Origin of the sequence: Mesorhizobium sp. Root695 (assembly GCF_001428185.1) — a bacterium.
GTDB lineage: Bacteria > Pseudomonadota > Alphaproteobacteria > Rhizobiales > Rhizobiaceae > Mesorhizobium.
This window is the reverse complement of sequence record NZ_LMHO01000008.1, coordinates 120,185-143,907: the sequence shown is the minus strand read 5'-3', so window position 1 is coordinate 143,907 and position 23,723 is coordinate 120,185. Positions and strand designations below refer to the sequence as shown.

Annotated in this window: 34 protein-coding genes; 24 read left to right on the top strand and 10 right to left on the bottom strand. The window is 62.6% G+C overall.

All coding sequences use genetic code 11. The features are described 5' to 3' along the window. Positions 1-65: 65 nt before the first annotated feature. The 4 genes from ASD99_RS10340 (at position 66) to ASD99_RS34060 (ending at position 2,604) form a co-directional block, all read left to right on the top strand. Positions 66-1,592 (top strand): ABC-F family ATP-binding cassette domain-containing protein, encoded by a 1,527-nt coding sequence (locus ASD99_RS10340; RefSeq protein ID WP_057143484.1) that lies wholly within the window; start codon positions 66-68, stop codon positions 1,590-1,592. 87 nt (positions 1,593-1,679) lie between these two features. Beyond that, entirely contained in the window at positions 1,680-1,958 is a 279-nt protein-coding gene (locus ASD99_RS10335) for a type II toxin-antitoxin system RelE/ParE family toxin (protein WP_057143483.1), read from the top strand. A 27-nt stretch (positions 1,959-1,985) separates the two neighbouring features. Further along, positions 1,986-2,294, top strand: a complete 309-nt coding sequence (locus tag ASD99_RS10330; protein ID WP_057143482.1) for a HigA family addiction module antitoxin — start codon at positions 1,986-1,988, stop codon at positions 2,292-2,294. A 136-nt stretch (positions 2,295-2,430) separates the two neighbouring features. Continuing rightward, positions 2,431-2,604, top strand: coding sequence for a hypothetical protein (locus tag ASD99_RS34060; RefSeq protein WP_082583218.1), 174 nt, complete (start codon positions 2,431-2,433; stop codon positions 2,602-2,604). Between the two features lie 49 nt (positions 2,605-2,653). Here ASD99_RS34060 and ASD99_RS10325 read toward each other — a convergent pair whose 3' ends face one another. Further along, positions 2,654-3,268, bottom strand: coding sequence for a glutathione S-transferase family protein (locus ASD99_RS10325; RefSeq protein WP_057143516.1), 615 nt, complete (start codon positions 3,266-3,268; stop codon positions 2,654-2,656). A gap of 238 nt (positions 3,269-3,506) precedes the next feature. Between ASD99_RS10325 and ASD99_RS10320 the strand changes: the two genes are divergently transcribed. Together ASD99_RS10320 and ASD99_RS10315 are read left to right on the top strand one after the other, a co-directional pair. After that, positions 3,507-3,935 carry a VOC family protein gene (locus ASD99_RS10320; RefSeq protein WP_057143515.1) on the top strand — a complete coding sequence of 143 codons (429 nt, stop codon included), beginning with the start codon at positions 3,507-3,509 and terminating at the stop codon, positions 3,933-3,935. A 74-nt stretch (positions 3,936-4,009) separates the two neighbouring features. Beyond that, positions 4,010-4,363, top strand: coding sequence for a DUF1428 domain-containing protein (locus ASD99_RS10315; RefSeq protein ID WP_057143481.1), 354 nt, complete (start codon positions 4,010-4,012; stop codon positions 4,361-4,363). Between the two features lie 285 nt (positions 4,364-4,648). Here ASD99_RS10315 and ASD99_RS10310 read toward each other — a convergent pair whose 3' ends face one another. Further along, positions 4,649-6,283: a tetratricopeptide repeat-containing sulfotransferase family protein gene (locus ASD99_RS10310; RefSeq protein ID WP_057143480.1), complete on the bottom strand. Its 1,635-nt coding sequence runs from the start codon at positions 6,281-6,283 to the stop codon at positions 4,649-4,651. 188 nt (positions 6,284-6,471) lie between these two features. Beyond that, positions 6,472-6,696, bottom strand: coding sequence for a hypothetical protein (locus ASD99_RS10305; protein ID WP_056595585.1), 225 nt, complete (start codon positions 6,694-6,696; stop codon positions 6,472-6,474). 325 nt (positions 6,697-7,021) lie between these two features. Here ASD99_RS10305 and ASD99_RS10300 point away from each other — a divergent pair, with 325 nt between their 5' ends. From ASD99_RS10300 to ASD99_RS10285, 5 genes are all read left to right on the top strand, one after another. Beyond that, a complete protein-coding gene (locus ASD99_RS10300) occupies positions 7,022-7,228 on the top strand; it encodes a cold-shock protein (RefSeq protein WP_023809797.1) in 207 nt (68 codons plus the stop codon). A 144-nt stretch (positions 7,229-7,372) separates the two neighbouring features. Beyond that, entirely contained in the window at positions 7,373-7,642 is a 270-nt protein-coding gene (locus tag ASD99_RS10295; protein WP_056595588.1) for a hypothetical protein, read from the top strand. Continuing rightward, complete coding sequence (locus ASD99_RS10290) at positions 7,639-7,923, top strand: hypothetical protein (RefSeq protein WP_056595591.1); 285 nt, start codon at positions 7,639-7,641, stop codon at positions 7,921-7,923. Before ASD99_RS10295 ends, ASD99_RS10290 begins: the two co-directional genes overlap by 4 nt. A gap of 43 nt (positions 7,924-7,966) precedes the next feature. Further along, complete coding sequence (locus tag ASD99_RS34055) at positions 7,967-8,104, top strand: hypothetical protein (RefSeq protein ID WP_164482279.1); 138 nt, start codon at positions 7,967-7,969, stop codon at positions 8,102-8,104. Positions 8,105-8,203: 99 nt separating this feature from the next. Beyond that, positions 8,204-8,425, top strand: coding sequence for a hypothetical protein (locus ASD99_RS10285; RefSeq protein ID WP_057143479.1), 222 nt, complete (start codon positions 8,204-8,206; stop codon positions 8,423-8,425). A gap of 75 nt (positions 8,426-8,500) precedes the next feature. On the opposite strand, the gene ASD99_RS10280 is transcribed toward ASD99_RS10285, so the two are convergent. Next, positions 8,501-8,905 (bottom strand): Kazal-type serine protease inhibitor family protein, encoded by a 405-nt coding sequence (locus ASD99_RS10280; protein ID WP_057143478.1) that lies wholly within the window; start codon positions 8,903-8,905, stop codon positions 8,501-8,503. A gap of 503 nt (positions 8,906-9,408) precedes the next feature. Here ASD99_RS10280 and ASD99_RS10275 point away from each other — a divergent pair. The 3 genes from ASD99_RS10275 to ASD99_RS10265 all read left to right on the top strand — a co-directional run bounded on the left by ASD99_RS10275 (position 9,409) and on the right by ASD99_RS10265 (position 10,774). Further along, positions 9,409-9,621 (top strand): cold-shock protein, encoded by a 213-nt coding sequence (locus ASD99_RS10275; protein WP_006202520.1) that lies wholly within the window; start codon positions 9,409-9,411, stop codon positions 9,619-9,621. A gap of 327 nt (positions 9,622-9,948) precedes the next feature. After that, positions 9,949-10,161, top strand: coding sequence for a cold-shock protein (locus ASD99_RS10270; RefSeq protein WP_013530020.1), 213 nt, complete (start codon positions 9,949-9,951; stop codon positions 10,159-10,161). 184 nt (positions 10,162-10,345) lie between these two features. Continuing rightward, positions 10,346-10,774, top strand: a complete 429-nt coding sequence (locus tag ASD99_RS10265) for a BA14K family protein (protein WP_056595603.1) — start codon at positions 10,346-10,348, stop codon at positions 10,772-10,774. Between the two features lie 239 nt (positions 10,775-11,013). On the opposite strand, the gene ASD99_RS10260 is transcribed toward ASD99_RS10265, so the two are convergent. The 3 genes from ASD99_RS10260 to ASD99_RS10250 form a co-directional block, all read right to left on the bottom strand. Then, positions 11,014-11,652 (bottom strand): MBL fold metallo-hydrolase, encoded by a 639-nt coding sequence (locus ASD99_RS10260; protein ID WP_057143477.1) that lies wholly within the window; start codon positions 11,650-11,652, stop codon positions 11,014-11,016. A gap of 135 nt (positions 11,653-11,787) precedes the next feature. After that, a complete protein-coding gene (locus tag ASD99_RS10255; protein ID WP_056595609.1) occupies positions 11,788-12,105 on the bottom strand; it encodes a hypothetical protein in 318 nt (105 codons plus the stop codon). A 145-nt stretch (positions 12,106-12,250) separates the two neighbouring features. Then, a complete protein-coding gene (locus ASD99_RS10250) occupies positions 12,251-13,144 on the bottom strand; it encodes a branched-chain amino acid aminotransferase (protein WP_056595612.1) in 894 nt (297 codons plus the stop codon). A gap of 247 nt (positions 13,145-13,391) precedes the next feature. Between ASD99_RS10250 and ASD99_RS10245 the strand changes: the two genes are divergently transcribed. The 4 genes from ASD99_RS10245 to ASD99_RS10230 all read left to right on the top strand — a co-directional run bounded on the left by ASD99_RS10245 (position 13,392) and on the right by ASD99_RS10230 (position 17,325). Beyond that, positions 13,392-13,925, top strand: coding sequence for a MarR family winged helix-turn-helix transcriptional regulator (locus ASD99_RS10245; RefSeq protein ID WP_056595997.1), 534 nt, complete (start codon positions 13,392-13,394; stop codon positions 13,923-13,925). Then, the gene (locus ASD99_RS10240; protein ID WP_056595615.1) at positions 13,912-14,631 is read left to right on the top strand and encodes a response regulator; all 720 of its coding nucleotides are present in this window, start codon (positions 13,912-13,914) and stop codon (positions 14,629-14,631) included. Before ASD99_RS10245 ends, ASD99_RS10240 begins: the two co-directional genes overlap by 14 nt. A gap of 49 nt (positions 14,632-14,680) precedes the next feature. After that, entirely contained in the window at positions 14,681-16,096 is a 1,416-nt protein-coding gene (locus tag ASD99_RS10235) for an ATP-binding protein (RefSeq protein ID WP_082583217.1), read from the top strand. Positions 16,097-16,302: 206 nt separating this feature from the next. Beyond that, a complete protein-coding gene (locus ASD99_RS10230) occupies positions 16,303-17,325 on the top strand; it encodes a glycosyltransferase family 4 protein (protein WP_056595619.1) in 1,023 nt (340 codons plus the stop codon). Here the strand turns inward: ASD99_RS10230 and ASD99_RS10225 are convergent. The 3 genes from ASD99_RS10225 to ASD99_RS10215 all read right to left on the bottom strand — a co-directional run bounded on the left by ASD99_RS10225 (position 17,322) and on the right by ASD99_RS10215 (position 18,856). Continuing rightward, complete coding sequence (locus ASD99_RS10225; protein ID WP_056595622.1) at positions 17,322-17,681, bottom strand: tRNA-binding protein; 360 nt, start codon at positions 17,679-17,681, stop codon at positions 17,322-17,324. The two genes, ASD99_RS10230 and ASD99_RS10225, sit on opposite strands and share 4 nt — an antisense overlap. Positions 17,682-17,707: 26 nt before the next feature. Next, the gene (locus tag ASD99_RS10220) at positions 17,708-18,208 is read right to left on the bottom strand and encodes a YbjN domain-containing protein (protein WP_013893499.1); all 501 of its coding nucleotides are present in this window, start codon (positions 18,206-18,208) and stop codon (positions 17,708-17,710) included. Between the two features lie 345 nt (positions 18,209-18,553). Further along, entirely contained in the window at positions 18,554-18,856 is a 303-nt protein-coding gene (locus tag ASD99_RS10215) for an accessory factor UbiK family protein (protein ID WP_056595625.1), read from the bottom strand. 161 nt (positions 18,857-19,017) lie between these two features. On the opposite strand from ASD99_RS10215, the gene ASD99_RS10210 reads away from it, so the two are divergent. The 6 genes from ASD99_RS10210 to ASD99_RS10185 all read left to right on the top strand — a co-directional run bounded on the left by ASD99_RS10210 (position 19,018) and on the right by ASD99_RS10185 (position 23,680). Further along, on the top strand, positions 19,018-19,278 hold the full coding sequence (locus ASD99_RS10210; protein WP_056595628.1) for a type II toxin-antitoxin system ParD family antitoxin: 261 nt from the start codon (positions 19,018-19,020) through the stop codon (positions 19,276-19,278). 48 nt (positions 19,279-19,326) lie between these two features. Further along, positions 19,327-19,578: a type II toxin-antitoxin system RelE/ParE family toxin gene (locus ASD99_RS10205; protein ID WP_320410762.1), complete on the top strand. Its 252-nt coding sequence runs from the start codon at positions 19,327-19,329 to the stop codon at positions 19,576-19,578. An 82-nt stretch (positions 19,579-19,660) separates the two neighbouring features. Further along, the gene (lgt, locus tag ASD99_RS10200; protein ID WP_082525767.1) at positions 19,661-20,515 is read left to right on the top strand and encodes a prolipoprotein diacylglyceryl transferase; all 855 of its coding nucleotides are present in this window, start codon (positions 19,661-19,663) and stop codon (positions 20,513-20,515) included. Continuing rightward, the gene (locus ASD99_RS10195; protein ID WP_057143476.1) at positions 20,512-21,615 is read left to right on the top strand and encodes a class I SAM-dependent methyltransferase; all 1,104 of its coding nucleotides are present in this window, start codon (positions 20,512-20,514) and stop codon (positions 21,613-21,615) included. The genes lgt and ASD99_RS10195 overlap by 4 nt, the downstream gene beginning before the upstream one ends. 119 nt (positions 21,616-21,734) lie before the next feature. Then, complete coding sequence (gene pgeF / locus ASD99_RS10190) at positions 21,735-22,529, top strand: peptidoglycan editing factor PgeF (RefSeq protein WP_057143513.1); 795 nt, start codon at positions 21,735-21,737, stop codon at positions 22,527-22,529. Then, entirely contained in the window at positions 22,529-23,680 is a 1,152-nt protein-coding gene (locus ASD99_RS10185) for a M24 family metallopeptidase (protein WP_056595637.1), read from the top strand. The genes pgeF and ASD99_RS10185 overlap by 1 nt, the downstream gene beginning before the upstream one ends. Positions 23,681-23,723: the final 43 nt, after the last annotated feature.

Sequence of the window (23,723 nt, the reverse complement as noted above, 5' to 3'; positions counted from 1 at the left end):
CCAGCATGCGCACCGTCAAAGTGCATTGAACCGGAGTTAGCTCCGGCAAGACCAGAGAAATCAAAATGGCCCTGATCAGCCTCAAATCCCTCGGCGTCACCATGAGTGCGCCGCTGTTCTCCAATCTCGACCTCACCATCGGCACCGGCGACCGGCTCGGCATCGTCGCCGCCAATGGCCGCGGCAAATCGACCTTGCTGAAATGCCTGACCGGCGAGATGGAGCCGACCTCCGGCGACATCACCCGCACGCGGGGCTTGCGCGTCGGTCATGTCGAACAATCCGTTGCCCCGCTCCTTCTTAACCGTACGTTCCACCAGGTGGTGGCGGATGCCTTGCCGACCGAGCAGGCCGACAGCGAGCTGTGGCGTGTCGACGTGGTTCTCGATACGCTCGATGTGCCCGAGCCGATGCGCGAGCGGCCAATGCAGGCGCTGAGCGGCGGCTGGCAGAGGCTGGCGCTGATCGCCCGCGTCTGGGTCACCGATCCGGACGTGCTGCTGCTCGACGAGCCGACCAACCATCTCGACCTTGCCCGCATCAGCCAGCTCGAAAGCTGGCTGAACGCGCTGCCGCGCGAGGTGCCGGTGGTCATCGCCAGCCACGACCGCGCTTTCCTCGACGCCACCACCAACCGGACGCTGTTCCTGCGCCCGGAGCAGTCGCAGGTGTTTGCCCTGCCCTACGCACGCGCCAGGCAGGCGCTCAACGACGCCGACGCCTCGACAGAGCGCCAGTTCCAGCGCGACATGAAGGTGGCGCAGCAATTGCGTCGGCAGGCGGCCAAGCTCAACAACATCGGCATCAATTCGGGCAGCGATCTGCTGACGGTCAAGACCAAGCAGCTCAACCAGCGCGCGGAAAGACTGGAAGAAGCGGCCGCACCGGCGCACCGCGAAAAGTCGGCGGGTGCCATAAAACTGGCCAATCGCGGCACCCACGCCAAGGTGCTGATCACGCTCGACGACGCGGCTGTCGACACACCCGACGGCATGCTGCTGTTCAGGACCGGCAAGCGCCACATCTGCCAGGGCGACCGCATAGTGCTGCTCGGCCGCAACGGCGTCGGCAAGTCCCGCTTCGTTACCATGATCCGCAATGCCATCGTCGAACCCGACACGGTGCAGAATGTGAAGGTGACGCCATCGACGGTGCTCGGCTACAGCGACCAGGCGCTGTCGGGCATCAGCGGCGACGACACGCCGCTGGCGATGGTCTCGCGCCGCTACGATGTCGGCGAACAGCGCGCCCGCTCGCTGCTCGCCGGCGCCGGCGTGGTCATCGAAATGCAGGAGAAAAAGATCGGCGTGTTGTCCGGCGGCCAGAAGGCACGGCTGATGATGCTGGCGCTCAGGCTCGCCAATCCCAATTTCTATCTGCTCGACGAACCGACCAACCATCTCGACATCGACGGCCAGGAAGCGCTGGAAGCGGAACTGCTGGCGCATCAGGCAAGTTGCGTGCTCGCCTCGCACGACCGCTCCTTCATCCGCGCCATCGGCAACCGCTTCTGGCTGATCGAGAAGCGGAAACTAACCGAGGTCGAGAACCCCGAAGACTTTTTCCGCGAGGTGGCCGAAGCGACAGGATGAGCCTAACGGATCATGAGGGTCGACTGGCGTGTAAATTATTTGCTTACAGAATCTTGTTTTTTGTAAGCAATCTGTTTACATGTATCCATGATCAAGTCCTTCAGGAACAAGGCGCTGCTGAACCTCTTTCAAACTGGAAAGACCGGCAAGATCGACGCCAAGATGCACAAGCGCATTCTTGTCCGGCTTGACCGCTTGGAAGCTTCGGAGAAGCCTGAGGAAATGAACCTGCCCGGCTTCGATTTCCACCCGCTGAAAGGCTTCGATCCCATCCGTTACACGGTCCATGTCAACGGCCCGTGGTGCATCACATTCGAGTTCGACGGCAAGGACGCCGCCCGCGTCGATTTCGAGCAATATCACTGAGGCGGTCAGATTGGAGAAGTTCGACTTATGACCGTGCACGAGCCGACGCGTCCTATTGAGCGTTGTCCCTCCCACCCGGGAGCGCTGCTTGAGGACATTATCCCGGCAACTGGAAAGACCAAGGTGGAAATTGCAAATCTGCTCGGGATCTCCCGGCAGCAGCTCTATGACATCATCCGCGAAAAGAAGCCGGTTTCGCCGGCTGTGGCCGCCCGCCTTGGGAAGCTGTTCGGCGACGGCGCCGCGATCTGGCTTCGAATGCAGGCGGCTTTCGATGCCTGGCACGCAGAGCGTGAAGTTGATGTTTCAGCTATCCCGACGCTCAAGGTTGCGTAGGCGCCGCTCGGCGGCGCCTGAATAGAATATCAAACGCTGCCCGCAAAAATTTTCGACGGTCTGTCGAATGGCCGCCACGTACCGCGTCCTTGGGATGCCGACACAATGATGCCGGCTCAACCGAGGACAAAGCATCATGTTCACCCTGTCATCCATAGGTCGCATCACCACCCGTTACATGCGAGCTCGCGCCCGCCGTCGCAGCGAGCGCGCCCTGCTTTCCCTGCCGATCGAATTGCGCAAGGACATCGGCTGGCCGGAAATCGTGACCGACGCGCAAAATGGCCCCCGGATCTGCAGGGCTCCCTGACCTATGCAGAAGGGAAGCTACGACTTCGATGCCGCCTGGCGACCGCCAGTCAGTCATGCGTATCGCCCGAAAGCGGCGTCGCCTGCATCGATACGCGCTTTTCGAAAACCTCGAACCAGCGCGTCAGCCGCGCCCGTGAGCGATAAGGCGGAAGGTGACGGAACGCCATCCAGGACAGCGTGGTGGCCAAGGCTATGTGGCCGACATGGAGTGGCGCCTCGTCGTCCAGCGTGCTTTCGATCCAGTCGTAGCTCGCCTCGATCTTTTCCCGGTATCCGTCGGCGAGAGCAGGATAGCGCAGCTGTTCGGGCCTCCTTTCCGTCTCCCAGCGCAACGCTATGCCAGTCTGCGCCAGGCCCTGGGCGACCGCCTGCAGCCGCAACGCCTGCCAGCGCGCCTCGCCGCCCTGCGGCAGCAGCTTGCGGCCGTCATGCAGCGTGTCGAGATAGGCGCAGATGACATCGGAATCGAAGATCGGCGACGCGTCGGGCCGCAACAGCACCGGCACTTTGCCGAGCGGATTTTCGGCGTAGACGCGAGCATTACGCAAGGTCGGACTGGTCTCGTGATGAATGACCTCGAGCCGATCGGCAATGCCGACCTCATGAGCGAAGACGAGCGCCTTGCGCGCGAAGGGTGAGTGGGTCTGATAATAGAGGATCACTATCATCTCGGGGTTGAGGAGGCGTGGCCTGATCCATCTGTTCTAGCCTGCGAGCTGCGAGAATTGCGCTCTGATTGGGGGCCGCCGACGCAAGTTCGTTTCACGTCTCTCGTTCAAACCCGCCGGCTGCCTGGCCTGTCCAAGGCCGGCCCGCCAAGAAAATTTCGCGGCCATGTAGGATCGCCGTCACCTCACGCGTCCTGTGATTGGCAAGGCCAAACGCAAAGAGGAGCAAGACATGACTGATCAGACCCCCGTTCAGCCCGCGGCCAAAGTGCTGGGCGGATTGACCCCTTATCTGCAACTGGATGGCGCCTTCAAGGCTGCTGAATTCTACAAGACGGCCTTCGGCGCCGAGCAGGTCTTTGCTTATCCGGCGGACGAAAAAGGCCGCACCATGCACATCCATCTCCACATCAACGGCTCGACGCTGATGCTCTCCGATTTCTATCCCGAAAACGGGATGCCCGCCGTCAAGCCGCAGGGCTACACAATGCAACTTCACCTCGGCAGCGACGACATCGATGCCTGGTGGAAGCGCGCCGTCGATGCCGGCTGCGAAGTCGCCGTGCCGCTCCAGGTCATGTTCTGGGGTGACCAGTGGGGCAATATGCGCGACCCGTTCGGCGTCGAGTGGGCGATGAACGCGCCGGCGAAGAAAGCCTGATCTATCGCCAATGGCCAAGTCCCTCACCGGCTGGCGTCGGTGAGGCGCTTTGAACTTCCCGGAGGAGACCCACAATGTCCTATGTCGATGGTTTTGTACTCGCCGTGCCCAAGGCGAAGCTCGATGACTACAAGAGGCTGGCCAACCTCACAGGCCCTATATGGATGGAACACGGCGCGCTCGCCTATGTCGAATGTATCGGCGACGACGTGCCTTATGGCGAGGTCACTTCGTTCCCGCGCGCCGTGCAGGCCAAGGACGACGAGATCGTCGTCTTTTCTTGGGCCGTCTATGAATCGCGCGAGAGCCGCGATGCCGTCATGGCCAAGGTGATGGCAGACCCGCGCTTGACACCCGATTGGGGGCCCATGCCCTTCGATATGAAGCGCATGATCTTCGGCGGCTTCCAGCCCTTCATGGAGCTTTGAGCAAGTTAGCGCAACGCTATCTGACTAATCGTAAGCCTTGGAGATTGACCTAAGCGCCCATCGCTTCGTCATCCTATGGCGGAGTAAGGAGCGAAGCGACGCGGCGCAGACCATAGGATCCATGCCGCGACGTCAAAGCGTTGAAAACGGTGAAGAATTCTGCCCCGTTGCATCCTTCGGTCGAGGTCACGGAGTGGACCCTCGGGTCTTCGTGACGGAGCTTCGCTCCTGCTTCGCCCGTGGATGACGATGTTGGAGGGCTTCGGCTAATCTGTAACCAGGACGCTAATCTAGCTTGTCCAGCAGCGGCTTGAGCCGGTCGCCATAGCGCTTCCACAGATCGACCGAGCCCTGATACATCGGCTGGCGCACCTGCGCGGCGGAAGCCGTGCGCACCGGCCGGTCGGTCTCGTGGAAGGACAGCGCCGCATCATCCCAGGGCAGACCGAGATGGGCGATCAGCGCCCGCGTCTGGCCTTCCTGGTCGGCGACGAAATCCTCATAGCGCACATCATGTACGACGCCTGGCAGCACCGTGTGCCAATGCGCCATCATGTCGGTGTAGAGATTGTGGAAGTCGGCGAGTTCGCCGAGATCGTAGCCATAGCGGTGGCTGTCGCCGCGGAAATGCACCTTGTAGATCGACAGGCAGGTCGCCGCCGCATCGCGTGCGCAATGGACGATCTTGGCCTTGGGCAGCATCTGATGCAGGAAGCCGATCAGCAGGAAGTTGCCCGGCATCTTGTCGGTGACATGCTTGAAGCCGGGGTAACGGCCATGCAGCATGTCGAGATAGGCTTCGCCGGCCTCGGCAAAAGTCTTGTCGGGCATGTCGGCGATCCCTGCGGGAAAACCGCCCTTCATGGTCAAGGGAAACTGCTTGCCGACCGCCGTCTTCAGGATGCTGAGCTCGCCGGCGCCGTAGACTTGGGGATGGCTGGCGATGATCTGCTCGACCAGCGTCGTGCCCGAGCGCGGCATGCCGACGACGAAGATCGGCGTGTCGTCGCTGATTGAGCTGGGCCGATGCTTCTCGAAGAAGCCGGCATCGAAGGTTGCCTTCATCGCCTCGAACTCGGCCCGCGTCTTGGCCTGGTCGTAATCGATGCCCTTGCGACGGATCGCATTGCCTTCGGCGAAATAATCGAAGGCCCGGCCATAATCCCTGAGATCGTCATTGGCCTTGCCGAGACCGAAAGACAACTGCATGCGCGACAGGCTGTCCTGCGGCGCCTTGGCATGCTGAGCCTCCATGCTGCTCAGTTCGCTGTCGCGCTCCTTCTGGCGCTTGACCTGCGTCAGCATCAGCCAGGCTCTCGCCATGCCGGGGTCGACGGCCAGCGCCTGCCGGAACAGATCGGCTGCTTCATCGAGCTTGCCCTTTTCCATCAGCCCGACACCGAGCCCGTGCAGCAGGTCGGCATCCCTGGGCCGGATCGTCAGCGCCTCGCGGAAGACGGCGAGCGCCTCATCCAGCCGCCCGGCTTCCTGCAACGTTTCAGCAAGTCCTATGCGGGCGCGGACATGGAAGGGATTGCGCCCGACCGTGCCGCGATAGATCTCTTCCGCACCCTCGAACTGGCCGAGCTGCTTCAGCGATGAACCAAGATTGTCGCGCGCCGCCAGTTGGTCGGGCCGCAGCGTCACCGCCTTGCGGAAGCAGTCGACGGCGGCAGCGACCCGACCGAGGTCGCGCAGCACCGTGCCGAGATTGTTCTGAAAATCCGGGTTGCCGCTCTGCAGGCGCACCGACTGTTCGATCAGGTCCAGTCCCTCGGCGCTGCGACCGGTCTGGTGCAGCAGCAGCCCCAGGAAATGCGCCGCGGCAGCGTGATTGGCCTTTTGCGCCAGCACCTGCCGGTAGATCGCCTCGGCTTCTTGCCGACGTCCGGCCTGGTGCAACTGCAGCGCCTGCTGCACGCGCTGGTCGAGCCCCAGCGGTGGCTGTCCCCCAGCGCCAGATCTGGCTCCCGCACCCGCTGCTCGTCTCTGATCTCTGTTGATGGGAAACCTGCCGTGTTTTGTCCGCCTGTGGCGATCTAGGCCATCGGCGCGGCAGGTTCAAGGCTTCGCTTGGTATCTCGCCCTTCCCATCGGGTTGCGAAGGATCAGATCAGGCGGTTGGTCTCGGCGACCTGTCTGGCCCGCCTCATGGTGCCATCGGTGTCGGCGATCGTTCGCCTTGCCGCCTCATCGCTTCTGATGGTCAGCCGTGCCGACTTGACGATCATCGGCTTGCCGGCCGCGCCGGCGGCAATGGTGTGCATGGTGGTTGGCTTGATGATCGGGTTGATCGCTACGGTCATGCCTCTCGGGGTTCTGACGGAAACCATGGCTTTTGTCCTTCTGTGAATAATAAAATGCAAGTGCCGGGAAAATCGTCCCAGCGTAAATCTAAGCAATTTTTGAAAGCCACCGACCCATATCAGAGTTTTCCAGATAATTACAGGGATCTATTTTTCTGCCTTCGTCAGAGGTTTTCAGAAATCTTCTTGAACAATGAGCCTCATCGGCCTATATAAGCAAGATCGCTTTGGGCCAGAATTGGCATCTGGCGGCGTCAGAGGTTCTCGACCCGCCAATCTCATTCCAAATCATCGATACCGGGCGCGCGGCATATTCGCTCCGCGGCCATGTCTCATTCTTCGAAAGATCCACATGAACACCGGAACCGTGAAGTTCTACAATGGCCAGAAGGGCTTCGGCTTCATTCAGCCGACCGATGGCGGCAAGGACGTTTTCGTCCATGTCAGCGCGCTGGAGCGCGCCGGCTTCCCCGGCCTCGCCGAAGGCCAGAAGCTGCAGTTCGAGTTGGAGCGTGACACCAAGGGCCGCGAGTCGGCCGCCAATTTGCAATTGATCTGATCCGGCCGAATTCGATGAACGCTGACCACGGATGTACTGGCAGCTCTCGAAAGCGGCTTATTTCCAGCGACTGCCGGAAATAGGAAAGCGGGGCTCGTCCCCGCTTTTTTGCTTTCAGGACCGCTGCTTTGCACAGGTAGGACAATGCCGGACCGCACCACCCACTCCATCGCGCATTTCGCTGCACCTTTCGTGCTCGGCGGACTGGAAGGGCAGCTGCCGGCCGGCGACTACGACATCGATCACGACGAAGAGCTGATCGAGGGCATGTCGCGGGCTGCCTGGCGCCGCGTCGCCACCTTCATCCATCTGCCGGCAAGGGCAGTGAAAAACCCGCCCACCAGCCAGCTTGTCGCCATCGATTACGCCGAACTCGAAACAGCGCTGAAGCGCGACAGGGAGAACGCAGCATGATCCGTTTCCAGCAGAATGCGCGCCCGCGCACCGACACGCCCGCGCACCAGTTTGCGATTGGTCAGACCGTGCGCATGAAGAGCCGCACCGGCCTCGTCCAGAAGACCGCCGAACTGTTCCAGATCAAGAGCAGGCTGCCGGTCAAGGACGGCTCGCCGCAATACCGCATCCGCAGCGAGCAGGAGACCCATGAGCGGGTCACCACCGAAGACAATCTCGAACCGGCCGACACCCCGGTTGTTGCCAACGACCCGGTTGTTGCTGACAGCCCGGTCGTCTGAGACCCCACCGCAAAGCCAAGCCAACACGCAGCAGGAGCACGACATGTCCAAGGGTCAACAGCGAAGCAACCGCGAAACGCGCAAGCCGAAGAAGGACAAGGTCGTGGCCAAGCCCGCCTCCCCGTTCGGCTCGTCGGTCAAACAGGCGGAGAGCAGCCTGAAGCCGAAATCGAAGGGCTGACAAACTGGAGGGCGCGCCTCAAGCGCCCTCTCCGTCGTCCTCCGTGAGGCGGCGAACTGACTGAACAGACCCGCGCAATGCTCTGCCACGGAGGCGCGCTTGAACTTCGTCATCGAGTTCTACCGGTCGCGCGACGCCGACGAAGCCACACTCGACAAGGTGTCGCTGGAAGCGCCGAACCTGCGCGCCGCGCTGCAGGGCGCCACCGCGCTGTTCCACACGCTGGCCATGCCGCAAATCCCCGATCGCCTGCGCATTTGCGACGACAATGGCAGCGAGCTTTACGCCGGCCCGGCCGACGGAGCGTATCCGGCACCGTGACCAGCAGCGCGAGCTTCAATCTTCACGCGCTGCCTTTACCGATCTGATCATGTCCTGCGGACATCGCCCTGCCCCTCAGCACGGCCCGTCGCCAACGACACGATAGTCAGCGGCGCGGGCTTCGCAGGAATTGGGGAAGGTACGCATCTCGCCGTGCCGACGAGCGCACACCGGCGCATATTCGCGGGTGCAGAACGTCTGCTCTTCGCCGTTACCACCGCCGTCGCGGCACGGACCGTCGCGCACGATGCGATAGCCGGCCCGGTCGGCAAGGCAGGCATTGGCGAAGGTCTGGCGGTCGCCGCCGCGCCGGGCACAGACCGGCTCGTACTGCTTGCTGCAATATTGCGGTTCGGGCCGTGGCGGACGCGGGCGCGGCCCTGGTCCCTCATCGACCACGACCGTGCAGGCGGCAAGAACTGCCGACAGCAACAGGATGGCAAAACCCTGTCGCGAAAAGATTGCCGCCAGAAATTTCATGATAATCTCCCACGATCGCGTCCCCGGTTGCCGATCGTCGCCATTCCCTTGCTAATTGCAACCCCCGTTTGCAGCCCTTTCAGCCGGAAACGGTGCCTGCGGCCGTGGTCGGCGTCTGCTTCCTGGGCCACCTCGACATCTGGCCTATTCGTGGCCCGGCTCTGGCCGATGACCCGGCCGGCAAGCAAGCCTATGCCGTGCCGATCGATGCTCAGGTTAGTCGATCCATGCGTCGGGATGCGCCAGTGCGGCGGCCCGCGGCGCTATCTTGCAACCATCACGTTTCCGTGCGATAAATTCCGTGTTCGGGCATTTGCGACCCGGAGAGCGGAACGTTTTGGACGACCTTTCCCCGATACTGTGAATCTCTGACGGCCCCGTTTTCGGCGGGGGGTTTGACCATGCGCCAATGCATGACTGCCGAAGCAACCACCGGGAACTGCCCTTTGCGCCAGGCGGCGGGCAGGACCACCAAAGACTGAACGGGTGAAGGAGTTTCCCCAATGGCCCAGACCGGCACCGTTAAATTCTTCAACGCGACCAAAGGCTTCGGTTTCATCACGCCCGATGGGGGCGCCAAGGACGTGTTCGTCCATATTTCCGCGATCGAGGCTTCGGGCCTGCGCACGCTCGTCGACGGTCAGAAGGTCACCTTCGACGTCGAGCCGGACCGCATGGGCAAGGGCCCCAAGGCCGTCAACCTCCGCGCTGCCTGAGCCATCGGCACGCCGCACGTCTTTCGGACGCGCGACGGAGGCTCCAATGCCTGAACCTGGCTTGGAGAGGGATTTGAATTTTGGAAAGGCGCGGCGATCTTCGTCGCGCCTTTTTCGTACCGAAAAAGCAGACCAATGCATATCGCCCGAAAGTGGTCCCGGGTTTGGGGGAACGTTACGCATGAAAACAAAGAACTAAAGCGAGTCGCGAGGCGCTTCAGGTGCCCGCAAAACTTTCTCTTGCCGATGACGCTAAAATAAAGGACAAATTTCCGCTCGGGCATTTGCCGGCCCGAGACTGGAGTTTATGGGACAAAGGAGCTTCCCATGCCGCAGACCGGCACCGTCAAATTCTTCAACCATGCCAAGGGCTTCGGCTTCATCACGCCCGATGATGGCGCGAAGGATGTTTTCGTCCATATTTCAGCCGTGCAGGCGTCCGGTCTTCCCGGTCTCGAGGATGGCCAGAAAGTGTCATTCGACACCGAGCCGGACAAGCGCGGCAAGGGTCCGAAAGCCGTCAACCTGTCGGTCGGCTGAGCCAGCTTCAGACCGGCTGCGGCGGGCAGTTTCGCCTCTCGAGAGCGTGTGATCTTTGACGTCTGTTTTGAATAAACACGTCGAAATCCGTTCAGCCCCCGTTCAGCCACGGTCGCATATTAGCCTTTGGTAAAGCCGGACCGGATCCCCCGAAACTGCACGGTCCGGCACGAAGGAGACCGACATGAACCGAATTTTCAAGACCGCCGTCCTGGCCGCTGCCGTGGCCGCCACCACGCTCGCAACCTTGCCCGCCGCAAACGCGCGTGACTGGCGCCATCACGGCCATCACGGCAATGGCGATGCGATCGCCGCCGGCGTCCTCGGCCTCGCGGCCGGCGCGCTGATCGGTGGCGCGTTGGCCAATGACCGGCCGCCGCCCTACGCTGACCGCTACTATGATGACGGTTACTCCGATCGTGACGTAGTGGTGCGCCCGGCCCCGGTCCGCCGCTACTATGCGGAGCCAAGGGTTGTCTACGCCGATCGTTATGCCGAGCCGTGGACGCGTGACTGGTACGAATACTGCTCGGACCGTTACCGCAGCTTCAATTCCCGTACCGGCACGTTCACCGGTAATGACGGTGAACAGCATTTCTGCACGACGAACTAAGACCAAGGGCTTCCCTGCCCCAAACAAAAAGCGCTGACCGCGAGGCCGGCGCTTTTTGTTATTGAGCCCCCGATTTCGATCGGTCGTTAAGAGCGCCAAGACGTGTTGAGATTCAGGCCAGGCCGAGCCGAAAATGGTGGTTTCCGAGAACCGGAGCGGAGCGTACTTAAAGTACGTGAGCACCGGAAGCGCAGGAAGCCGCCGTTTGCAGGCCGGCCTCACCTGAATATCAGCACCGTCTACACCAGGAACGGATTGGTTCGCCGCTCCTCGCCGAAGCGGCCGCCGGGGCCGTGGCCGCAGATGAAGCCGATGTCGTCGCCGAGCGGCAGGAGCTTGTCCTTGATCGAAGCGATCAGCGCCGCATGGTCGCCGCCCGGCAGGTCGGTGCGGCCGACCGAGCCGCGAAACAGCACGTCCCCGACATGGGCGAACTTCGCCGCGCGGTTGTAATAGACGACGTGGCCGGGCGCGTGGCCAGGGCAGTGCAACACCTCGAACAGATGGCCGCCGAACGACACGGTCTCGCCTTCGGTCAGGAACCGGTCGGGCACGCAGTTGCGCGCACCGGCGATGCCGTAGCGCCTGCCCTGGGCTTCCAGATTGTCGAGCAGCGACTTGTCGGCCTCATGCGGACCGATGATCTCGACGCCGAGCGCCTCCTTCAGTTCCATGGCGCCGCCGGCATGGTCGATATGGCCATGCGTTATCCAGATCGCCCCGGCTGATATCGCATTGTCCTTCAGCGCCGCCAGCACCTTGTCGATGTCGCCGCCCGGATCGACGACGACACCGTGCTTGTCGTCCATGTCGAACAGGATGGTGCAATTCTGCTGAAACGGTGTGACCGGCACGATGCCGGCATTAAGCTGACCCATGATCGTCCTTTCGCTACGCCAGCGGTGATGTAGAGGCGCGGGCGAAGGGCGTCCACCCCCGAAAGACGAACAGTCAGTAGCCCAAAACGGAAATGGGCGGCCGAAGCCGCCCATTTGAAAAGACCGAATGGCCGCTTACTTCTTCATGGCGCCCATGACCGCGCCGAGAATGCCGGTCAGGATCGCGCCGCCACCGGCGCCGCCGACGATGTTGTTGAGGTTCAGCGCGCTGCCGAGACCGCTCGTTGCTGCTGCCGCAGCCGCCGGATCGACCGCGCCGCCGCCCAGCAGGCTTCCGAGGATCGCCGCGCCGCCCACGCCGCCAATAGCTCCGCCCAGGATTTTGGGGAGCTGACCCATCGCCGCCGTCTTGAGCGCCGCACCGATCGCCTGACCACCGATGACGCCAGCAATCACCTGTATGATGATCGGAAGAAGCGTGTTCATGTCCATATGATTAGTCCCTCCATAGCTGCCAGCCTCCCGGGCCGACAGGATCATGAGACGCCGAATTGGACGAAAGTCAAATGCAGAAACGCTGAAATAAAAGGGGCGGCCCGAAAACCGCCCCTGCTTGCTCGAAAAGCTGTGACTATCGTTATTCTGCGGCGATCGCGTGCTTGGGCTGAACGGCGGCAGAATAGTCATTCATTAGGTTTTTGGCGATTTCACCGACCTCGAATCGGTAAGGTCCGATCTCCGAAACCGGCGTTACTTCCGCTGCAGTTCCGGTCAGGAAGCATTGCTCGAAGCCCTCGAGTTCTTCCGGCAGGATGGCGCGCTCGATCACCTCCAGACCGCGATCCTTGGCCAAGCCAATGACCGTGCGGCGGGTGATACCGTCGAGGAAGCAGTCGGGCTTGGGCGTGTGGATCTTGCCCTCCTTGACGAAGAAGATGTTGGCGCCGGTCGCTTCCGCGACCTGGCCACGCCAGTCGAGCATCATGGCGTCGGCATAGCCCTTGGCCTCGGCGGCATGCTTGGACATGGTGCAGATCATGTAGAGGCCGGCGGCCTTCGACTTGGAAGGCGCGGTGCGCGGGTCGGGCCGGCGCCATTCCGCCACATCGAGGCGGATGCCTTTCAGCTTCTGCGCGGGATCGAAATAGCTCGGCCATTGCCAGATGGCGATGGCGCAGTTGATGCGGTTGTTCTGCGCCGAAACGCCCATCTGTTCGCTGCCGCGCCAGGCGATCGGCCGGACATAGGCGTCCTGGAAACCCTGCCTCTTCAGAAGCGTGGAGGAGGCGTCGTTGAGCTCCGCCACCGAATAGGGAATCTTGAAGCCGAGCAGGCGCGCCGAGTCATGCAGGCGCTCGGTGTGTTCGTTGAGCTTGAAGATCTCGCCGCCATAGGCGCGCTCGCCCTCGAAGACGGCGCTGGCGTAATGCAGGCCATGGGTCAGCACATGGATCTTGGCGTCACCCCATTGGACGAATTCGCCGTTCATCCAGATGAAACCATCCAGTTGGTCGAAGGGAACGGATGCCATGGTAACCTCCCGCGGGCGGCAGCCCGCATAGTGTTGTATCGTTGGTGTTTCGTGTCGGCCGCCCAAAGCGACTTTTATGCTGGAGCGTAGGCGGATAATTGCGCTCTGGCAAACTCAGGAAGTTCCGGAAAAACCGCCTTCCCTTGCCTTTTCGTTCGCAATCCGCCCAAAAGCTTGCCAAAAATTACCATTGCAGGGAAATTACGTCAATAGTACTGACATAATCTCTCTTTCCCACGGAGAAATGATGACGGATCGAAGCCACGCAGCCGGGAAACCGATCAGGACCGCGATGTCAGACGAGGACGGCATCGACTTCGCCATCATCGAGCTACTCTTCTTCGCCTATCGTGACTTCACCTCCGATCCGGATCAGATCCTGGCTGATTACGGTTTCGGCCGTGCCCACCACCGGGTGCTGCATTTCGTCAACCGCAGGCCGGGCCTGACGGTCGCCGAACTGCTCGACGTGCTGAAGATCACCAAGCAGAGCCTGGCCCGCGTGCTCAAGCAATTGATCGACACCGACCATGTCGTGCAGTTGCAAGGTCCGCGCGACCGCCGCCAGCGCGAGCTCTATCCGACGGCCAAGGGCCGCGCGCTGGCGCTGGCGCTGGCGCGGCCACAGTCGCGCCGCATCCATGCTGCATTGGGGGATTCCGGAATAACCGAACGGACCTTGGTGGAACGGTTCCTCGAAGCGATGGTCAATCCGGAACTGAGGGCGCAGATCGACGTTGGATCCGCAGAAATGTCAGGGAAAAGCCATGGAGAGCACTGAACGGGTCGATCACACGGCCGCGCCGGACGACGACGCGCCGCATCTGCTCGTCGTCGACGACGACACACGCATTCGCAATCTTCTCAAGCAGTATCTGACCGAAAACGGCTTTCGCGTCACCGTCGCCGGCAATGCCGGCGAAGCCAGGCGCAAGCTTGCTGGCCTCGACTTCGACCTTCTGGTGCTCGACGTCATGATGCCCGGCGAGACGGGCGTAGACTTGACCAAGTCGCTGCGCGCCGAAAAGAACGTACCGATCCTGATGCTGACGGCGCTGTCGGAGACTGACAGCCGCATCAGCGGGCTGGAGGCTGGCGCCGACGACTATCTGCCAAAACCCTTCGATCCGCGCGAGCTGATCCTGCGCATCAACAACATCCTGCGCCGTGGTGGCCCGGCGACCACGCCCAAGGTCGAGCAGTTGGTCTTCGGCCCCTACACCTTCCAGATCGCCAGGCGCGAATTGAAGCGTGGTGGCGAGGCGCTGAAGCTGACCGACCGCGAGCAGGAGATCCTTGCGATCTTCGCCGCGCGGGCAGGCGAGACGATACCCCGCCACGAGCTTGTCGGCGACGATTCGGAAGTCGGCGAGCGCACCATCGACGTCCAGATCAACAGGCTGCGCCGCAAGATCGAGCGCGATCCGTCCAATCCGGTCTGGCTGCAGACCGTACGTGGTATTGGGTATCGGCTCAGCGTGGAATAGAATGCCGCCTGCGGCCGGCTGAACGGCTGCGGGCAAGCGATAAGAGCGAATGGCAACCACGGAACTGGAACAGCCGGGCAATGGCGGCTTGAGCGCACGCGCCACGCGGACGCTAAAGGCGGTGCCGCGCGCCTGGAACCGTTTCTGGCGCTTGGTCTCGCTCTACATGCCCAAGCGGCTCTATGCCCGCTCGCTGATCATCGTCATCGCGCCGATGATCCTGCTGCAATCGGTCGTCGCCTTCGTCTTCATGGAACGCCATTGGGCAACCGTGACGCAGCGCCTGTCGCAGGCCACCGTGCGCGACATCGCCGCCATCATCGACCTGATCGAGACCTATCCGCACGACGCCGACTACACCAGCATCATCCGCATCGCCCAGGACCGCATGCAGTTGAAGGTTGACCTGCTGCCGCCCGACCCCTTGCCGCCGCCAGGACCCAAACCCTTCTTCTCGATTCTCGACGACGTTCTTTCGTCCGAGATCACGCGCCAGATCAACCGCCCGTTCTGGATCGACACGGTCGGCAATTCCAACATCGTCGAGGTGCGCGTCCAGCTTGAGAACAAGGTGCTGCGCGTGTTCGTGCGCCGCAGCCAGGCCTATGCCTCCAACACCCACATCTTCCTGATCTGGATGGTCGGCACCTCGCTGGTGCTCCTGATGATCGCCATTCCCTTCCTGCGCAACCAGATCCGGCCGATCCTGATGCTTGCCGAAGCCGCCGAAAGCTTCGGCAAGGGCAGGCCGATGCCGCGCGATTTCCGGCCGCGCGGCGCCGAGGAGGTCCGCCGCGCCGGCTTTGCCTTCATGCAGATGCGCGAGCGCATCGAACGCCAGATCGAGCAGCGCACCGCCATGCTGACCGGTGTCAGCCATGACCTGCGAACCATCCTCACCCGCTTCAAGCTGCAGCTTGCGCTTTCTGGCGGCAAGGCCGAGACCAAGGCGGCGCTCGACCAGGACATCGACGACATGCAGTCGATGCTCGAAGGCTATCTCGCCTTTGCCCGTGGCGAGGCTTCGGAAGACGCCGGACGGTTCGATCTCGAGGCCTATTTCGAGAAACTCGACGAGGAAGCCAGGCTGCGCAAGCGCAAGCTGTCGACGACGCTTGCCGGCGACCCCGATGTGCATGTGCGGCCGAACGCCTTCGCCCGGCTGATGTCCAACGTCATCGGCAACGCCTTCCGCTATGCCTCGACGGTGGAGGTCAACGCCACCCATGGCCGCGGCTCGCTTCTGGTCACCATCGACGACGATGGTCCGGGCATTCCCCCCGACCGGCGCGAAGACGTGTTCAAGCCGTTCGTGCGGCTCGACGAGGCCCGCAACCTCGATGCCAGCGGCACCGGGCTCGGCCTGTCGATTGCCCGCGACATAGCCCGCAGCCATGGCGGCGACATCACCCTCGACGACAGCCCGCTCGGCGGGCTTCGCGCCGTCATCAAGGTTCCTGCATAGTCGGCGCAGGACGGGCTTCATCGGCCCGTCATGAAACCATGGTCAAGAGCGCGCATGAAGCGCGCGACCTCAATTGATTCGGCCTTGCCGCCTCACTTCGATCCCGTGCCCGCCCGGGTGCGCTGGAGCGAAGCGCGGGCAGCGGGCTGGTCGCCGTTCCGCCATCGTCTCAAGGCAACCGCCGACCTTTCCTGCAAAGGGCCGCCATGCGCATACTGATGGTCACCGACGCCTGGCGCCCGCAGGTCAACGGCGTCGTCCACACGCTGGAGCGGCTCACCGAAACGCTGAAATCCTTCGATGTCGCGGTGGATTTTTTGACGCCCAACATCTTTCGCACCCTGCCCCTGCCGACCTATCCCGACATAAGGCTGGCGCTGACCACGCCCGGCCATGTCGCTCGCCTGATAGAAGCCGGCAAGGCAGACCACATCCACATCGTCACCGAGGGTCCGCTCGGCATCATGGCGCGGCGCTATTGCCGCAATGCCGGCCGGCCGTTCACCACCAGCTATCACACGCGCTTTCCCGAATATCTCAGCGCCCGCCTGCCGGTGCCGGAAAGCTGGGCCTATCGCTGGCTGCGCGATTTTCACAATTCCGGCCAGGGCACGCTGGTCGCCACCCAGTCGCTCGCCGACGATCTTGCGGCGCGCGGCTTCACCAAGCTGCGGCCATGGACGCGCGGCGTCGACACCGATCATTTCCGCCCGGACAAGAAGAAGGATCTCGGCTTCCCCGGCCCGGTCTTCCTCTGCGTCGGCCGCGTCGCCATCGAAAAGAACCTCTCCGCCTTCCTCGACCTCGACCTGCCGGGCAGCAAGGTGATCGTGGGCGAAGGCCCCGAGCTTGCCAGGCTCAAGGCGAAATACCCGCAGGCGCATTTCCTCGGCCATCGCCCCAATGACGAACTGGCTGAGATCTACGCCTCGGCCGACGTCTTCGTCTTCCCGAGCCGCACCGACACCTTCGGCAATGTCATCATCGAGGCGCTGGCCAGCGGCACGCCGGTCGCCGCCTATCCGGTGACCGGGCCGATCGACATCGTCGGCGACGGTTTTGGCGGCGCAGTTTCCAACGATCTGCGCGAGGCCTCGCTCGCTGCGCTCAACGTCGACCGCGCGCAGGCACGCGAACGCGCCATGCGCTACAGCTGGAACGCCTGCGCGGAAATGTTCCTCGACACGGTCGAGGAAGCGCTGGGAACGACGCGGAAGCTGGCAGCCTAAAACAACCTGCCGCCGTCCGGCACCTTGCGCTCGATGGCACCGAGCACCACGGCGCCCTCCTCATCGGGAAAGCCGAGCGTCAGCACTTCCGACATGAACGGGCCGATCTGGCGCGGCGGGAAATTGACCACCGCGAACACCTGCCGGCCGATCAGCGTCTCCGGCGCATAGTATTTCGTGATCTGCGCCGACGATTTCTTGATGCCGATGCCGGCGCCGAAATCGATCTTCAGCTTGAACGCCGGCTTGCGCGCCTGCGGAAACGGCTCGGCCTCGACGATCGTGCCGGCGCGGATGTCGACACGATCGAAGTCGGCAAAACTGATCTCTGGCTTACGCTCGCTGCTCGAACTCATCTTGGTCTTGTCTGCCTTATGGGGACTCAGGCGTTGCCGTAGGTCTCGAACAGCACGCCGGCCAGCGCGTCCTTGGCCGAGGTTCCCGACCAGACGACGAACTGAAACGCCTGGAAATAGCATTCGCAGGCTTCCAGCGCCGACGACAGCAGGACTTCGACCTGCTGGCTCGACGGCTCGACCCCGCCGGCCAAGAGCAGCGACTGGCGGAACATGATCGCACCCTCCTGCTCCCAGAGGTCGAAATGGCCGAACAGCATCTGCTCGTTGATGAGCGACAAGAGCCGCATCACTTCCAGCGCGCGGGTCTCCGGCACCTTGATGTCGAAGGCGCAGGCCAGGTGCAGCGCCTCGAAATCCTCCATCCACGAGAAGGAGACGTGATAGTCGGTCCAGCTTCCGGCAACCGAGATCGAAATCTCGTCGTCGCCGGCCCGCTCAAAGGACCAGTCGTTGTTGTGGGCCACCTGCTCGATAACATCCACCGGATGGATTTCGCGGGAGAATTCGAGTTCGAGAAGTTCCATGGAATGCTTCCTGTCGTTCTGTACGAGCGCCGCCACACGCTCCGCGAGAGGGCACACACAACGAACAATCTTGTCTAGAACTCGGACGGCCAGGACTTTCTTCGCGCAAAAGACTGCTTCTCGACGCAAAGACCCCAGACCGGACCCCACCGCCCGGCCGCATGACCCTTCTCCGAATCATGCAACAAATTCAGTCTATTGATCGGGAGTCGCGTGAACAGCCCAATTTTTCGCACTGCGTCATTCGCATGTGGAAAGCCGCTATCACAAAGATTCATGCAATGCCGTTAAGCGATTCACGGCAAAGCGCTTTTCAGGATCGGGCTATGTGGAAAAGTTTAACGATTATTTTTTTGCGCGGGGCTTGGTCGGCGCCGCTGGTGCGGCGTCACCAGCCAGTTCGGCAAGCTTCGCCTCGAGCGCCTCGATACGCTCGGCAAGGCGGGTGTTTTCTTCCCGAGCCTTGGCGGCCATCTCGCGGGCGGCTTCGAACTCTTCGCGCTGCACCACGTCCATGGTGTTGAGAATGCGTTCGGCCTGCCCCTTGAAGGCCGTCTCCACCTCACGGCGCACGCCCTGCGCGGCGCCGGCGGCGTCGGTCATCAGCTTGGCGAATTCATCGAGAATGCGGTTCGGTCCGGTCGACATGGCAAATCCTCGCTTGATCGAAATGACGTAGTGGTGCCGCGCGTCGAATGCAAGAACGTTAAGGCTGCTGCGGCATCAAGTCGGCCCCGCCCTTGTCCAAAACACTGGCAAATCTGATCAATAACTATTATTGTCTGGGAGCAGTTTGCAGGAGCACCGTCATGGCCATTAGCGCAGACTTGGGTACCCGTCTTGAGGATATCGTCAATCAGCTTGTCAGCACCGGTCGCTATAATTCGAAGAGCGAAGTGCTACGCGAAGGCGTTCGCCTCGTCGAAGAGCGGGAAAAGCGCCTTGCGGCCCTCGACGCAGCCCTCGCAGAAGGCATTGCAGATGCCGACGCCGGCCGGGTGAAGCCCGGCGACGAGGTGCTGGACAGACTCGAAGCCAAATACAAGGCGATGGCAGAGAAGAACAAGTGAGGCGGCTGGTCTTCACCCGTCGGGCTGAAGCGGACCTTGCAGCCATTGGTGACTACATCGCGCTGCACAACCGCATTTCGTGCGGTGACGTTCATTCAGGAATTGCGCCGCGATTGCATGGAATTGCGCACCATGCCGGAGCGGCATCCGCTCTTTGAGCGGCATCGATCCTCAGGCATTCGTCGGCGCGTTCATGGCAATTGTCTGATTTTCTACCGCGTTAGCGCTGACACCCTGGAGATAATGCACATCCTGCACGGCGCGATGGATTTTGGAACGATCTTGTTCCCCGACAATTGAGTGCGTCCACCTTGCCTTGACCCTGCCAAAAGCCTGCCGCATGGTCCGCGCCCAAACGCGTTTCGCAACCGAGAGTCCCCCGTTGAACGAATATTTCCTGCTGCCGCTGGCCTCCTTGCCCTTCCCCAACATCAACCCGATCCTCATCCAGATCGGACCGCTGGCGGTGCACTGGTATGGCGTCGGCTACATCGTTGGCATCCTGTTCGCCTGGTGGTACGCCAAGCGGCTCGCCGCCAATGCAAGGCTGTGGCCGAACGGCGTCCTGCCGATGAAGCCGGAGGATCTCGACGATTTCATCGTCTGGGCGGCCATCGGCGTCGTGCTGGGAGGCCGCACCGGCTATGTGCTGTTCTACGATCTGCCGCGCTACATCGCGCACCCGCTCGACATCTTCGCGGTCTGGCAGGGCGGCATGTCATTCCATGGTGGCCTGCTCGGCGTCATCCTGGCCATGACGTTGTTTTCCATCAAGCGCGGCATCCGCCCCTGGTCGCTGTTCGATGTCGTGGCGGCCGGCGTGCCGGTCGGCCTTGGCCTGGTGCGCGTCGCCAATTTCATCAATTCCGAGCTGTGGGGGCGGCCAACCGACGTGCCGTGGGCGTTCGAATTCCCAAATGGCGGGCCGTTTGCCCGTCATCCGAGCCAGCTCTATGAGGCGCTGCTCGAGGGCGTGGTGCTGTTCCTCGTGCTGCGCATCCTCACCCATTCGCGCCTCAAGCTGAAGACGCCGCGCTTCGTCGGCGGCGCCTTCATCTGCGGCTATGGCCTGTCGCGCATCTTCGTCGAGTTCTTCCGCGAGCCCGATCAGCAGCTCGGCTATCTCCTCGGTACCAACTGGCTGACCATGGGCATGATCCTTTCTACCCCGATGGTGCTGGCCGGTATCTGGGCGATGCTGACCGCCAAGCCGGTGGCACAGCCGCAGCCGGCATGACACGGCTGAAAACCCGCATCGTCGACCTGATCGAGGCATTGGGACCGCTTCCCGTCAACGAATACATGGCGCTATGCCTGTTCGACCCGGCGGACGGTTATTACACGACACGCGAACCCTTTGGTGCGGCCGGCGACTTCATCACGGCGCCCGAGATCAGCCAGATGTTCGGCGAACTGGTCGCCGTCTGGCTCTACCAGGCCTGGCTGGCGAGCGGCCGGCCGCTGCCGGTTACCATCGCCGAGATCGGCCCCGGTCGCGGCACGCTGATGAAGGACATGCTGCGCACGCTGTCGCGGCTTGATCCTGATCTGGCCAACGGCGCTACCTTCGCCATGATCGAGACCAGCCCGCGCCTGACAGAGGTCCAGCAACAGACGCTTGGCGTCACACCTTTCGCGGTTCGTTGGCACGAAACCATCGAGGCCTTGCCGCGGCAGCCGCTGTTCATCGTCGGCAACGAACTCTTCGACGCCGTACCCGTCCGCCAGTTCGTCCGCGCCGGCGCCGGCTGGCGCGAACGCATGGTTGGCCTCGACGACGCCGATGACCTTTGCTTCTTCGCCGGTGCCGGTTCTGTCGACTCGACGCTGCTGCCCGCCGCTGCCACTGAGGCGCCGCAGGGTGCGATCGTCGAGGTCGCGCCAGCCCGCACCGCGCTGATGGCAGCCATCGCCGAGCGCATATCCAAGGATGGCGGCGCCGGCCTGTTTCTCGATTATGGCCATCTCCAGCCGGGTATCGGCGACACGCTGCAGGCCTTGCGCGGCCACAATCACGAAGATGTGCTGGCCAATCCCGGCGAGGCCGACCTCACCACCCATGTCGATTTCGCCGCCCTTGCCGCGATCGTGCGCGCGCATGGCCTCGACGCCCATCTGTCAACGCAGGGCGACTTTCTGCTCGGCATGGGCATTCTCGAACGCGCCGGCCGGCTCGGCGCGGATGCCGACCGGGCGGCACGCGACAAGATCGCTGACGATGTCGAGCGCCTCGCCGGGCCGCAAGCCATGGGCGATCTGTTCAAGGTGCTTGCCGTGCTGCCACGCGGCGTGGCCGCCCCACTCTTTGCAACGACGCCATTTGCCACGGCGGATTGACTTTTCACCGCCGCCCCTCCCAATCTCCCGTCCGGCAAAAGCACGGCGCCACCGGCCGCCTGCATTTTGCACCCGGACTTTTTCTTGACGAAACCGCCCACACGGACAACAACGCCTGCATGTCGAATCAGACCAAACCGGATCCCATTCGGTCGCCGCTGCTGGACAAGGCGCAGGCACAAGGTATCCGCCACGGCTATTTCACCCGCATCGGCGGTGTCTCCGGCGGCATCTATCAGGGCCTCAACATCGGCACCGGATCGGACGACGACCAGGCACTGGTGGCCGAGAACCGCGCCCGCGTAGCCGCCTGGATGGGCGTGCCGGCGAGCCATTTGTTGACCGCCTGGCAGATTCATTCGCCCGACGTCGTCATCGTCAGCGAACCCTTTGCCGGCGAGCGGCCCAAGGCCGACGCCATCGTCACCGACCGGCCGGGCGTCGCCATCGGCGCCTCGACCGCCGATTGCGGTCCGGTGCTGTTCGCGGACGCTGAGGCGCGCATCATCGGCGCCGCGCATGCCGGCTGGAAAGGCGCGTTCACCGGTGTGCTCGAAAACACCATCCTCGCCATGGAAAGTCTTGGTGCCCGGCGCGAAAACATCGTCGCCGTGCTCGGCCCCTCGATCGGCCCGGAAAACTATGAGGTCGGCCCGGAATTCGTCGCCCGCTTCGTCGAGGCCGACGCTGAAAACATCGGCTATTTCGCGCCATCCACCGATGCCGGCCATGCGATGTTCGACCTCAACCGCTACACGATCGACCGGCTGGCCAAGGCCGGCGTGACGGCCGAGGGCCTCGGCCGCTGCACCTATGCCGAGGAAGATCTGTTTTACTCCTACCGGCGCACCACGCACCGCAAGGAGCCCGACTACGGCCGGCAGATTTCGGCAATCGTTTTGGAGAGAGAATAATGGCGCTGCATTTTGAACGATCGGAATTTGACGCGCGGCGCGACCGGCTGATGATCGAGATGGCCGAGAAGAAGCTCGACGCCATCCTGCTGTTCGCGCAGGAAAGCATGTACTGGCTGACCGGCTACGACACGTTCGGCTTCTGCTTCTTCCAGTGCCTGGTGGTGAAGGCCGACGGTTCGATGGTGTTGCTTACCCGCTCGGCCGATCTGCGCCAGGCGCGCCAGACCTCGATCATCGACAACATCGTCCTGTGGACCGACCGCAACGGTGCCAATCCGGCGGTCGACCTGCGCAATCTGCTCAACGAGCTTGACCTGCTCGGCGCCCGCATCGGTGTCGAATACGACACCCACGGCCTGACCGCCTTCAATGGCCGCCGGCTTGACGAACAGTTGCAGACCTTCGGCCAGATCGCCGATGCGTCCGGCATTGTCGGCCGGCTGCGCCTGTTCAAGAGCCCTGCCGAAATCGTCAAGGCCGAGAAGGCCGCCAATCTCTCCGACGATGCGCTCGATGCGGCCCTGCCGCTGATCAAGCAGGGCGGCGACGAAGCGCTGATCCTGGCCGCCATGCAAGGTGCGGTCTTTGCCGGCGGCGGCGACTATCCGGCCAACGAGTTCATCATCGGCTCCGGCGTTGACGCGCTGCTATGCCGCTACAAGGCCGGCCGCCGCAAGCTCACCAAGAACGACCAGCTGACGCTCGAATGGGCAGGCGTCTTCAACCACTACCACGCACCGATGATGCGCACGGTGCTGACCGGCAAGGTGTCGAAGCGCCATCAGGAGCTGTTCGACGCGGCGCGCGCAGCACTTCTGGCCGTCGAAAAGGCAATGGCGCCGGGCAACAGCTTCGGCGACGTGTTCGATGCGCATGCCCGCACCATGGAGGCGCACGGCCTGACCAAGCACCGGCTGAACGCCTGCGGCTACTCGGTCGGCGCCCGCTTCACACCGTCCTGGATGGACATGCCGATGTTCTACCAGGGCAACCCCGAACCGATCGCGCCCAACATGACGCTGTTCGCCCACATGATCATCATGGATTCCGACACCGAGACGGCGATGACGCTTGGCCGCACCTACCTGACCACCGAATCCCAGCCCAAGCCGCTGTCCCGCCATGATCTCGACTTGATCGTACAGTGAATCCATAATGGGAGGCGTTCTTCGCCAAGGAGTTAGAAGGCAA